Genomic DNA, 12,302 nt, shown 5'->3' on the forward strand with positions numbered 1-12,302 from the left:
ATACGCCGGACGTCGTCACCTGGAGTACCCTTGCCGCCCGTGCGCCGACATGGTCGGAGGCCCGCGCCATCCTCGACGAGATGCGCCAGCACGGCGTCGAGCCAGACGTCGTCACTTGGAGTACCCTTGCCGCCCGTGCGCCGACATGGTCGGAGGCCCGCGCCATCCTCGACGAGATGCGCCAGCACGGCGTCGAGCCGAACGCCTTCACGGCCGGCACGCTCGCCTCTAAAGTAGAAACACCCGATCAAGCGACGGAGATACGCGACCGGATGCGGGAGCTGCAGCTTGCGGGCACCGAATTTCATAGAGCCATTCTTTCGGCGCTGCGCCGCAGTCTGTCCGCACAAGCCCTGCTTGATTGGGCATTCTCCGGGGGAAAGGGGTTTCCGTTCGATGCGATAGAGACTCCAATCGCCGGGTATCGACGGGATGGACAGCTAGAAGATGCGCTGCGCTTGGTCCTAGGCTGGCCGCACTTTGAAGCCTCACGGCGGGTGCTGCAGGATCACCCAATCGAGGCAGAGAAATTTCTTCGTATTCGATATGAGGCAGGCAGCGAGGCTCATCTTGCGTCTCGCGCTCTTGGCATTCTGTACATCGAGCACGACGAAGTGGCTAAGGCCCGAGACTGGCTTCAGATAGCCAAAAACCATCCCGATAGCACGCCTGCAAGGCGACGCCACGTCGAGGCTGAACTCGCCAAGCTGAGCGCGGGCTTCAGCAGATCACCTTGACGTGTGCTAAAAGTCAAAAACGGCCGTTTTTGTCGCAGGCGCTGCTGAGACCGAAATCCTTGGAAATTCTTATGCCACAAACCCTTGGCAAAACTGCCTTTGATTTTGTCACGTTTTTGACCGGGGCCAGAAAGAGCAGACACTGGCGCAGTGTGCAGCATCCGGTAAAGCGGGCTCCATTCAGCCGTTCACCGCTGGATGGCATTCGGACGGCCAAGTTGAACTACCATTGGTCGCCGCCCAACCTACTATGGCTTCGGAGCTCTCGTGCCGCAAAGAGATGAGGGTGCACATAGAGTCTAGGGCGACAGCTTCTTGGTGAAGCTCGAGTGCGTATTCTGTGGTATCATCTTGCCCCGACACTGGGTCGCCGGGAGGGCAGGAGGGTGGATCGCGAAGGATCCGCCATGTCTGTTCCGAACCTGCCAGCCGTCCGCCAGAACCGCCCTGCTTGGAACAAGGGGCGCTTGATTGGCCAGAAGCGCCCGCTTCATCCCAAGCATGTCTGGGCCATTCGGGTGCGGCTCGAAATCGCGAAGGCAGTGCGCGACCTCGCGCTCTTCAATCTCGCTATCGACAGCAAGCTTCGCGGCTGCGATCTCGTCCGCCTCAAAGTGACCGATGTCTACGCCGCGGGTCATGTGAAGGAGCGCACGTCGATCTTGCAGAGCAAGACGCAGAAGCCAGTTCGCTTCGAGATCACGGAAGGGACTCGAGGGACGCTTGCCGACTGGCTCGACGATCCGCTGATGATCGGATCGGAGTACCTGTGGCCGGGCCGCTTCCACGACCGGCTCCACATCTCGACACGGCAATACGCGCGGCTCGTGCGCAACTGGATAAGCTCTATCGGGCTAGAACCAAGTGCCTATGGTACTCACTCCATGCGCAGGACCAAGGTCGCAGAGATTTACCGGAAGACAGGCAATCTACGAGCTGTGCAGCTCCTGCTAGGACACACCAAGATGGACAGTACCGTGCGTTATCTCGGCGTTGAACTCGAGGATGCGCTAGCGATTTCAGAGAGTGTTGAGATGTAGCGGCGGCCCTTTTCGGCCCTACAACCGGCATTCAAGATGCTGCAACGCAGCCCGTCAGACCGGACCTTCGCTGCGAACGCGAGACGGCGATGCTACAGCAGGTTCACCGGAACCGACCAAGGACACGCCTTGTCGCACGGGACGTAACCCTTTCCTCTATCCGTTCTCGCAACAAAGCCAAGAAAAGAGAAAATATTCCATTAAGCTTTGTGAACTTCCGGCATAGGGTCCGCATTCAGCTGAGTCAAAACAGTGTGCAACTCTTCATAATCGTTCGCCAATAGCAGCGTTAGACGTCGCGCTTGACGCCGTACGAGCGGGAGCTCGGCCATTGACGGCACATCTAACCGATCTTGATCATACCGATACTCTTCGACAATCGGCGGCAAGGCTTTGGAGAGCCGTAGTGCTATTTTTGCCGGCTCGGCCATGTGTTCCATCGCGGTCCCGAGAAATTCCAACGCATTTGCCAAACCTGGCTGCAACCTCTGCTCAGCTATCTGCAGTAGAATCTCGACGATTTCATCCGGGATCGACTTGTCGTTGTCCGCCTTACCAAGGAACTGCCTGATGGCTGCGAATGAGGGATATACCCGACCCGGATCACGGCTGGCAATCGCCGATCTGACAAGCGCAATGGCCTCATCTCCTTTTTGCGGACAAAGACGGGAAATCTGACAGGCCGTCGCAGACAAAGTGGGAATATGATCGAGACTGGGTATGTTGGAAATCAAACTGGACAAGTCGGCATCCTGTGCCGGAACCGCGCAAGCAGGCAACAACGCGCTTGCCAGCACATATCCGACCTCTCTTGCGGTGCCTCGGTCAGGATCAACCTCTTCGAACAGCCCAAGAGGCCTGTCTGAGGCTTCGCAAGGTTGAGGGCGCCAATTCACGCAGGTCGCAACACAAGACGTCAACGTATCAGCTTTCGGCCGGTTTTCCAGCTTCGACAGCCCCATGCGCAAATTTAGCAACAGGTCTTCGCTGACCTGTCCCGCCGCCACCGGTTCTACGAACGAGGATACGAACAACGCACCAGCCCTTTCCCGTCCCGGAAGGTCCAAAAACACCCATGGGTACAGATCATGATCTTTAGGCCACCCCGCATCGGCACACCGGCTCCAGATCGCATCCTCCAGTGCCGAATTCTGGACATCCGTCAGCTTTCCGGCGCGATGCAGCCTCCTGAGTCTCGTTAGCGCGCGCGTCCGATCAAGGCTCTGACCTGTCCGCGCCAAGGCAATCAGGGCGTCAATGCGATTTGAAAGCGAGGGGGAGACCGTCAATTTGCGAAGATCATCCGATGTGAAATCGTCGATAAGCTCCGGCCAGTCTCGCTCGATTCCCATGGCCGTACCTTCCGATGGAAGTTTGAGTTCAAGCGCGAGGTGCAATGCAGTCTGACGATTGTCATCACCCATCACTTCAATGGCCGCCGCGAGCACGCCACCGCACTCGCTGAGACAGTTCCACCAAAGCTCAGGGGCGTTCAACAGGCCAAGACACCATTGATACATCTCGAGTGCCTTTGCGTTATCAGCGCGGACTACCACGCGTGCCAGCAAGGCCAACAAGAAGCGCACATGGTCATCATGGCGACGACCGCCATGGTTCTTCAGTATTCGATCTATTCGTTTGCCAATATTATCCAGCAACACTTTGACTGCGACGTCACTCAACCGTGCAAGACGCATTCGCGTAAGGATGCGATCGAGGACCTTGACATCGGTCCCGCGATAGCGCGCGAGAAAAGTCATCAGATCATCGTCATCGGGGCTTTTGAGCGCGAGATACCCTGCGACAAGCCTGTCGGAGAAAAGGTTGGCATGTATGCTCCTCTCTGGCGCGCCGGTCCGTTCCATAAGATCCAGCAGACCGTAGAACGGGCATTCATCATCACCGCCAAGCCGTCTGACACCGCCCGGCCTATAGCGCCCGGGCTTGAACGACAGGGCCCACTCTTCACCGTCGGTTCTGTTCCGTTCGGTCCGCTCCGTTGCAAGCCTGTCTCGGCGTGAGATTTCGTCCCATGGATCGGCTTTTGCACCGGCATAGCGCAGTTGCGTCTCATCCGTGTCATGTTCGGCAAAGGAGGTCAGGTCATCCGTCAGTGCATTGAACGTCACCTTGTGAAACAACGCCGCCCACCCCTCTATTGAGATCAGCCATGCCGACCGCGGAGCTGATCGTAATTTCTGCCGGACTGACAAGAGCGCAGCCTCGTAATCCAAGGCTGCATCCCGATATGCAAAGAGGGTCGAACGAAGCGCTGCACGCCGCATCACCCAGATAGGTGCGTCCGAAGACATCGTGTCGGTTGCTTTTTGTACGCCGTCATCGTCCCAATCGAGTACAGCCTTCCAGCCCGTCTCGTAGGCGTGCCACAGGTTGGCGTCTTCACCTGAGGTTGCCGCCAGTCGCCTCATCCATGTAGACCAGCGGTCCCAGTCACGAAACTTTCGCCAGTGTTTTATAGCACTAACGCAGAGGTCCGTGCGCTGTTGTAGCGAAAGGCATGAGACCGCGTTGAAATGTCGATCCGCCTCATCAATGTCACTGGGGAACAATGTAACACCCGCAATGGTCCGCCTCCAGATCCGTTCAGCCGCAAACCTCAAGTGGTCTTCTGGCGTTTCTTCTACCCGTCGCACCATCGGAGAGGAGTACCGCAAGGAATGAGACACCCTTTCTGGCGCGACAATCCAGCCGGGATAAATACGCCGATCTGCAGTCCACGTAGTTGCCACGTCCTTGCGGCTTGCCTTGTCCTCATCTGGCCCACTTGGGGAAGCATTGAAGCGATCTGGTGACAACGCCCACTCGAAGGGGGACGGCGGCTTTGCCTCAAGCAAGGCGGCAAAAAACAGCTCAAGCGCCTTCTCGTGTCGTTCACTGGGCAGCTCGTTCTCAACGAGAGGCGCCAGGTCAATTGGAGTGACATTGCGATGCTCAAGCAGGGATCGCGCTGCCGGGGTCAGGTTCAGTACACCGACTAGCCGGATTCGACGGGCAGACACGTGCAATGTGTCACGCACCCAGCCGCTCCAAGCCAGAAAGTTCGGGTCGATCCCCGAGAAGCCGATAAGACAAAGCTCGTTCTCCAACATCACCTGTTGGGCCAGGTTAACGAAGGGGGCAAATCTTGCGGGATAGGTCCGAAATTCATCTTCGGTAAAAATGAATGGCTTGGAAGACGGCAAAGAGCCATGCAGCTTGACGATGCGCGGTGCGCGCGCACGCGCGAGGTCACTGATCGTCCGGACGCAGCTATAGACGCGATCTGGTGTCTTCGGGGACGTGCGCTCCAACAGGGTGTCCCAGTTCGTCGTCAACACATCGACCCAAGGAAACTCCATCAGCTGAAGATGAAGATTCGATGGTTCCCACCGGTCATCCGTCACCAACTCCCGGATCAATCGGTCCAACCCATCTTCGCCGTGTTGCGCCTGATACTCCTGCGCAAGGCGCAATGCGTCAGGACCCTTCCCCGCGACATAGCCAAGCGAGCCTTCCATTCGGGCGGCGAAATTTCCCCAGAGCGGTGGAACAGGCGCATCATGTTCACGACGACAGGTGCGGCTGAAACCGGCACCGACCATGACGGCTGCCTCATTCGTCCACAATGCTTGCGCGAATGCATCAAATGCCGATCCATCTCCAAGCGATCTGACTTTGTTAAGGATAGTAGTCAAATTGAGATTTCTCCAATGAAGCGCTTGTTTGAGATTTCCGGCGTTTTCAACGCCGCAATAAGAATCGTTTGGATAATGCTACATTTTCGCGCCACATGACCGTAGCAGCAGACCAGCGGGGGAGATACGCTTCCCGCCCTTCATTTCGATCGGCCAGATGCGGGCTGGGCTTGCAACTAAATGTCCGCTTCCGCAGTAGACTTGGGATCCCCTCGCACCTGCGGCGAAAGTCTGCTCTCCGCCCAACTTGGACATCGGCGACGGCATCGAGGATGCCCCATTGCGTGATCTCTGCGCTTTAAGCTCGCTGCCAGCAAGCTGGATCTTGGCGCTCTCAGTTCAATCAGCACTTCCGACTAGCGACTACAGGCTGCGCACTCAAGCTTGAGTTTACGCCGTTCTAGAATTTCAAGCTCTACCAAACTTTTCTGTTGAATGACGTTGCGTCACTTCATAGAAGCGCTTCCCATCGAGAGCGCATCCAAGATGCGCTGAACCGCGTAATTCCAAGGAAATACAGTTGTGTACAATCACAACGTGCAAGGCCTGTTGGCCGGCGCGACGGGTATGCTTTGTCTCGTCGTAACCGGTGAACTGTCGGCTCAAGACAACGGCAACCTGATCGTTTGCCCGGACCCGACAATCCTGATGCCGATCGCTGATCACCATGATGAGGTCTCAAGTTCAGCCAATGTGCAGAGTGCGCAATCGGCCTTGGCAATTGGCGATCGTGTAACAACAGCGCAGGGATCGGGAGCTGCGATTTCCGCAGACGTCCTCCGCGCAGTTTTCGCGCGCGGCGGACAACCGACGACAACTGGGCCCGCACCGGGTGTGCCTGCGGTTTCCATCACCCGGAACCCCGCGTTCAATTCACAACCCAACTGCCCCACGCATATCGCACGGGCAGGCGACACCATCCCGGGCATATCGACGGCCTGGTACGGCGATGCCTCGCAGGTCGGGACCATCGCCATCCTCAACGAGTTGACGCCCGGCCAGGTGCCGCCCGCGGGCGAGGTGCTTCTTCTTCCCTGCTATGACGCGGTGCGGTCCGTATCGGGCCCGCCTGGCGAGCCAGCTCCAGCAGCGGTCCCCGCCGCCGCGCCGGTCATCGTTGCCGCCCCCGTCGCCGAGCCGGTCGAGGTCGTCGCCGACCCCGCCCCGATCATCGAGCCTGCGCCGACCCCGATCCCCATGCCGACCTGGCGCGCGGAGGCGGGCGAGTTCTTCACCGATGTCCTGCGCCGCTGGGGCGAGGAGGCCGGATGGGTCGTCCTCGTGGACACGACCGAGGATTGGATCATCCAGGTCCCGGTCTCGGAGGTCGGCACCTTCCAGGAAGCGGTGGGCCGCATCGTGCGCGGTCTCGGCGGCAGCGGCACCGGCCGCCGCCCGCTCGTGCGGATCTTCGAGAACAACGTCATCAAGGTGGACTGAGACAGATGAAGCGGTTTGCAATCCTCTGCGCAACGGTGCTGGCCCTCGCGGGCTGTGAGATCGAACAGGACGCGACCACGCAGGTCGAGGACCAGTCGCGCCTCACCGAGGAGTTCCTGCGCCAGATGGAACAGGCGCAGCGTGGCGAGCTGGTCCAGGTGGCCGAGCCCTACTATGGCGGTCAGGCCCCGACGCTGCGCGGTGTGCAGAGCGGAGAACCGCTGCCGAACGAGTACGAGACGGCCCGCGGCTTCATCGTCGATCATCAGCGCGCCGACATCGCCGAGGTCGCAGCGGTCGTGACCGCGCAGACCGGCATCCCGGTCAATGTGCGCACCGTCTACGCCGTCCCCGGCGGCTCGCTCATCGAGATCCCGATCGGCACGCCGATCACGCTGTCGCATGAAGGGACGCTCAGCCGCTATCTCGATCGCGTTGCCGCGCGGACCGACACCGAATGGTTCTATGACGGGGCCGCGATCATCTTCGACCGGATGGTGACACGCACCTTCCAGGTGCCGCTCCCGACCGGCTCGATGGCCTTCTCGTCCTCGGTGAACGGATTGTCGGATAGCGGAACCTCGGTGGAGCTGACCCGCTCCAGCGATCAGGATCCGTGGGGCGAGTTGGAAGCCCGCCTCGCGCAGGTCGCCGCAGCACCCTCCAACGTGGTCTATGCCCGCAATGCCGGGACGGTGAGCGTCTTCGGCCCGCCGTCGGTCCAGCGCGAGGCGGAGCGCGTCGTGGAGGATTTCGATGCGATCTACTCGACCCGGATCGGGCTCGAAGTCGGGGTCTACCTCGTCGATGTGGACCGGGCCGACGAGTTCGAGGCTGCGCTCAACGTCGCCCGCGGCGACTTCACCGCCACCGGTGTCACCGGTACGTTGCTCGGGGCAGGGGTCGGCACCGTCACCCTCGACGGGATCGGCATCAGCCTGCGCGGTCTGTCGCGCAACCGGGCCGTGGTGGACTTCCGGCAAGGGTCGAGCATCGCCCAATCGGGCGTCTGGTCCCCCATCGTCCTGCGCAACCAGCAGAACTTCGTCTCCTCGCAATCGGTGGTCTCGACCGGCGAGACCGTCTCGCAGGAGATCGAGACCTCGACCATCGACACCGGCATCTCGATCCACGCGCTGCCGCGCATCGTCAGCAATGGCGACATCCAGCTCAACCTCACGCTGGTCCAGCGGGCGCTCAATGCGCTCGACACCTTCTCGTCCAACGATCTCCAGGTGCAGCTGCCGAATGTCGATGAGCGCGCGCTGCAATCCGACGCGATTCTGTCGCCGGGCGAGACGCTGATCCTCTCGGGCTACGAACAGGACTTCGCCCGCCGCGACCAGCTCGGCACCGGCGCGCCGAACTTCGTCGGGCTCGGCGGTCGCAACAACTCCGCGACCGAGCGGGTCCGCATGGTCGTGCTGGTCCGGCTCGCCATCATCGGGGACTCGGGCCGATGAGCGGGGGAGCCCAGATCCTCAGCTTCGCCCCCGGCCGGGACGCCGTGGGCGGCCTGTCCTGGCGGCTCGCGCGCAAGGGCGTGCCCACCGTCGCCGGTCGACGGGCCACCGCCGTCGCCAAGCTCGACGAGCGCATTGCCGGCATGTCCAACGCGAGCGCGATCGGTCTGCCGACAATGGCCGAGCTGGTCGGGCGTCGGATCGACGCCGCCGCCGGTCACGTCATCGCCATCGTGGAGGCCGGGAACGCCTATTGGGTCGCGGGCTATGTGCGTGGCCGGATCGAGATGCTGTCCGAACAGGTCTTCGAGGAGATCGGCAAGGCGCTCGCCGCCGTCGAGCGCCGCCTGCAATCGGAGAGCATCGACCAGATCGCCTGCTCGCCCGAGATCCGGGCCGATGTGGAGAATTTCATTGCAGACCGGCAGGCCGATGCCGAGCTGGTCGCCATCGACTACCGCCGCCGACTGGAGGGGGAGGATCCCCTTGTGACGTTTCGGCGTAATGGGGGCCGCAAGGGGGTCCTCGCGGCGGGAGCGGCCCTCGCACTCGTGCTGGGGGGCACGTTTGCGGGGGTCGCGATCAATTTCGAACCCGAAGCACCCGTCACGGTCGAGCGGATCGAGCAATTCCACGAGACCGATTGGGTCGCCTTCTCCAATGAATGCCGCTTCGCCGCCGAAGCCGAATGGCCCCGCGTGCTGGGCTGGGAAGTCGCCGCCGAAGGCTGCGCCGGTCCCGGCTTCGACGCGCCCGTCAACAGCGACGCGGGCGGCGTCGCCTGGCGCGAGCTGAAGCTCGTCAGTCGCTTCGACACGATCATCGCGCAGCGCATGGCCGAACGCGCCTTCCGCGACTGGCCGCACGAGCTGCGTTTCGAGAACGATCGCCTCATCACCGCGCTGCCCTTCGAGGCCGATCCGGTCGAGGTGAGCGGGGACGCTGCAACCGCGCCCGATCTGGGTCTCGGCACCCTCGGCACCTCCGTCGAGAACGCCTTTGCCGGGGTGCGCCAGCGCATCGAGACGGATGTGCACCGCGGACGGCCGCGCGTCACGGTGCGCGCGCGCACCTCGATGAGCGATGCGCTGCGCCGCTTCCTCGTCGTGCCCGATGCCGATCTGACCGAGTTCGAGGTCGCGGGCGAGGTCGTCACGCTGACCATCGTTCCCCGCACCGTCACCCGGAGTTTCGTCGAGCCCATGGAGGTTGCCGCCAATGACTGATCGCGCCGCCAACAATCTGATCGGGACCGTCTCGATCATCGCCTTGTTGACCTCGCCTATGGCGATGCCGGTCCTGGCACAGGACTTCTACGAGACCCGCGCCGATGCGGACTCGATGGATCGACGCCGCGCGGGCGCGCGCGTGGTCGTCGAACTGCGCCGGATGCACGAGGCGCTGATGGACTCGATCCGCGGCGAGCATTTGCCGGTCAAGGACGGGGCAGGGGCCTATACCGATCCCGCGCTCGTGGGCTTCGTCGAGGCCAACCAGGATGTCGAGGGTTTCGTCCAGACCGATGGGCGTCCGATCTACGACGAGGCGTTCGGCCGCGAGTTCCAGGTCCGGCACCGGATCTGTACCGAGCGCACTCCTCACCCGGTCACGGGTCTCTACGGCCCCAATACCCAGATGGAGGTGCTGACCTTCCTCGATTGGGACGAGTTCATTGGCGTAGGCACTCCGCGCGACACGGCCTGGGCGAACAAGGCGTGGCACGCGGTTCGCGGCTCGCGCTGGACCAATCACGGCATCCAGCCGCTCGCGATCATTTCGCCCGAGAATGGCGGGCATGTGATGCGCGCGATCGACGGCGAGGAAGTGGTGCTACCCACCTGCCTGACGGATGTGGCGACCTGGGGGGCGCTGCCCGATCACGATGTCCTCGCGATCTATGGTCGACGGCGGATGGGCCCGGCCTTCGTCCACTTCAACCGGCGCGAGCGCGATCAGACGATGGCCTGTCCGCCCGCGTCCGATCCGACGCTGACGGTCGGCCTTCAGGTGCGCCGCCGCAGCATCGTCGAGGTGTCGCGGACCATGGGTGACGAACCGCGCGATGCCGATGGCGACCTGATCCCGGATTTCCCCGGCGATTGGGAATACGTGCATGGCTGCCGTGTGCCCTTCGAGCGCGAGACGGTCGTGCTCGAAGAATGCGAGATGGAGGTCGCGGGCCTGACGATCACGTCGCTGCGCCAATGGAACGTGCGGCTCGAAGAGATCGTACCCGCGCGGGGCTACTACATCGAAGGCGAGGAGCTGGCCTATCGGGAGGACCCCGACAGTTGGGTGCTGACGATGGACCCCTGCGATGATGCCGGGGACCGGCCCGACTACGACTGGACCGAAGAGACGACGATCGAGACGGAGCAGCAGGTCTGTTCCGAAGCCTATCCCGGTTTCCCCGACGGGGAGCTGGAGCGGGAACGTGAGATCATGACGGTGACGGTCGAGTTCGAGCACACGATCGGCAACGAGAGCCGCGAGATGCAGAGCATCGGCGATTGGGTCGAGACGACGAATACCTGCCACACGACCAGCACGCGCGACGGGGTCGAGACCCGCGACAGCGGCTGCGCGCGTCAGCGGCGCAGCTATACCGAGACGGTGACGGATTACGCGGTCCAGGCGGACGAGACCGAGCGGACCTATGGTAGCTGGACGGCGATCGCCAACATCTGCAATGGCGGCGGGTTCGGCGGCAACGACGATGACGAAACCAGCTGGGACGTCGATGGCGATGGCAAAGGCGATTACAACGATCTCGGCAGCGCGGTTGCGGGTACTGGCAGTCACAATCCCGGTGGTGGTCAGGTGTCCGGTGGCTGCGGCGGCTGCAATGGTCCGGGCGGTGGAGGTAACGGCGGCGGAAGCGACAGCAATGGCGGCGGTGGAGGCGGTGGCTGCGTGATCGCCACTCACGCCGTCGCCACCGGAGCCTTCACCAGCGAGATGAAGGCCGAGGCCGTCGATTGGTGCGTCGCCAATCTCCACGGCAAATGGTGGGGCGAAGCCCTGCGGCGTGGCTATCGCTGGGTCGGCAACCGCAAGATCGCCGCCGGGCAGGCCGATCAGTATTACGGCGAGTTCCGCGACTTCGTGGGCTTCGCGACCGGGCGCAAGCGCACCTGGGGCACCGCCCGGACCTTCCTCTTCCGCACCGTGCAGCTCATCGCGATCGGCCTGGTGCTTCCCAAAGACGAATACGAGGTGTGAGATGAAGACGATCTTCAAACTGATGGCTTGCGCCCTGGTGGCGTCCACGATGAGCGGGTGCGGCTCGGCGCAGACGAGCCGCCCCTACGAGACCTTCGACCAGTGGGACAACCCCCAGCGGTCCCGCTCGCGGGTCTACCGACAGAACCTCCTTCCGGAGGATGCGCAGGAGCTGTTCGCCGGGTCCGTATTCGTCAATCGGTTCGAGGCCGGTCAGCGTGATCCGGATGAAGCAGCGGTCATGGTTCAGGTCTTCACTCGCAATGGGCAAAGCGTATCGTGCGACATCGAGCAAGATACTCGTTCTATCAGTACGGACGCGGTCAGGCATTATTGGGTCGAAAGTGAGCGGCAGCGCGCGAGCTGGCCGGGTGTGCAGTACATCGAGAATGGTGAAGTTCGTGGCGGTCGAACCTATCAGTACAACGGCCGCACTGGTCAACTCGTCGGCTTCTACTATCAGCGTCCATATTTCTGGGAGCACAATGTCGGCCATCTCCAGACCCGCATCCCGGCGATGGTCTATACCGAGTGCCCCGACTTCCCGTCCGCGCAGTCGCTCGGCTTCGAGGTCAACACCGCGCAGACCGCGACCAATTACGACGCCCTGATCGCCCAGGATCCCGGCCAGCGCATCCTGCGTCCCGATCTGGTGACGCCGGTGACGTTCCGGCCCTGGGACGCGGATCGCTGAGGGTTGGACCG

At 62.0% G+C, this 12,302-nt stretch carries 8 protein-coding genes; 7 read left to right on the forward strand and 1 reads right to left on the reverse strand.

What is annotated here, in order from left to right; all coding sequences use genetic code 11:
• Window positions 1-80: 80 nt before the first annotated feature.
• Entirely contained in the window at window positions 81-737 is a 657-nt protein-coding gene (locus RX333_RS09135; RefSeq protein WP_316014626.1) for a hypothetical protein, read from the forward strand.
• 407 nt (window positions 738-1,144) lie between these two features.
• Window positions 1,145-1,777 carry a tyrosine-type recombinase/integrase gene (locus RX333_RS09140; RefSeq protein WP_316014627.1) on the forward strand — a complete coding sequence of 211 codons (633 nt, stop codon included), beginning with the start codon at window positions 1,145-1,147 and terminating at the stop codon, window positions 1,775-1,777.
• Between the two features lie 200 nt (window positions 1,778-1,977).
• Here RX333_RS09140 and RX333_RS09145 read toward each other — a convergent pair whose 3' ends face one another.
• A complete protein-coding gene (locus tag RX333_RS09145; protein WP_316014628.1) occupies window positions 1,978-5,379 on the reverse strand; it encodes an SIR2 family protein in 3,402 nt (1,133 codons plus the stop codon).
• A gap of 615 nt (window positions 5,380-5,994) precedes the next feature.
• Here RX333_RS09145 and RX333_RS09150 point away from each other — a divergent pair.
• Genes RX333_RS09150 through RX333_RS09170 form a run of 5 tightly spaced genes read left to right on the forward strand, consistent with a single transcriptional unit; the run spans window position 5,995 to window position 12,291 of the window.
• Window positions 5,995-6,912: a TcpQ domain-containing protein gene (locus RX333_RS09150; protein ID WP_316014629.1), complete on the forward strand. Its 918-nt coding sequence runs from the start codon at window positions 5,995-5,997 to the stop codon at window positions 6,910-6,912.
• Window positions 6,913-6,917: 5 nt separating this feature from the next.
• Window positions 6,918-8,375, forward strand: a complete 1,458-nt coding sequence (locus tag RX333_RS09155; RefSeq protein ID WP_316014630.1) for a secretion protein — start codon at window positions 6,918-6,920, stop codon at window positions 8,373-8,375.
• Complete coding sequence (locus RX333_RS09160) at window positions 8,372-9,601, forward strand: hypothetical protein (protein ID WP_316014631.1); 1,230 nt, start codon at window positions 8,372-8,374, stop codon at window positions 9,599-9,601. The genes RX333_RS09155 and RX333_RS09160 overlap by 4 nt, the downstream gene beginning before the upstream one ends.
• Window positions 9,594-11,597: a hypothetical protein gene (locus RX333_RS09165; protein ID WP_316014632.1), complete on the forward strand. Its 2,004-nt coding sequence runs from the start codon at window positions 9,594-9,596 to the stop codon at window positions 11,595-11,597. Before RX333_RS09160 ends, RX333_RS09165 begins: the two co-directional genes overlap by 8 nt.
• Before the next feature lies 1 nt (window position 11,598).
• Window positions 11,599-12,291 (forward strand): hypothetical protein, encoded by a 693-nt coding sequence (locus RX333_RS09170; protein WP_316014633.1) that lies wholly within the window; start codon window positions 11,599-11,601, stop codon window positions 12,289-12,291.
• Window positions 12,292-12,302: the final 11 nt, after the last annotated feature.

Origin of the sequence: Roseobacter sp. HKCCA0434 (assembly GCF_032464675.1) — a bacterium.
GTDB lineage: Bacteria > Pseudomonadota > Alphaproteobacteria > Rhodobacterales > Rhodobacteraceae > Pontivivens.

Coding starts and splice junctions, on each gene's coding strand:
- RX333_RS09165 (WP_316014632.1), top strand. CDS start 9,594: ATGACTGATCGCGCCGCCAACAATCTGATCGGGACCGTCTCGATCATC.
- RX333_RS09160 (WP_316014631.1), top strand. CDS start 8,372: ATGAGCGGGGGAGCCCAGATCCTCAGCTTCGCCCCCGGCCGGGACGCC.
- RX333_RS09155 (WP_316014630.1), top strand. CDS start 6,918: ATGAAGCGGTTTGCAATCCTCTGCGCAACGGTGCTGGCCCTCGCGGGC.
- RX333_RS09135 (WP_316014626.1), top strand. CDS start 81: ATGCGCCAGCACGGCGTCGAGCCAGACGTCGTCACTTGGAGTACCCTT.
- RX333_RS09145 (WP_316014628.1), bottom strand. CDS start 5,379: ATGGTCGGTGCCGGTTTCAGCCGCACCTGTCGTCGTGAACATGATGCG.
- RX333_RS09140 (WP_316014627.1), top strand. CDS start 1,145: ATGTCTGTTCCGAACCTGCCAGCCGTCCGCCAGAACCGCCCTGCTTGG.
- RX333_RS09170 (WP_316014633.1), top strand. CDS start 11,599: ATGAAGACGATCTTCAAACTGATGGCTTGCGCCCTGGTGGCGTCCACG.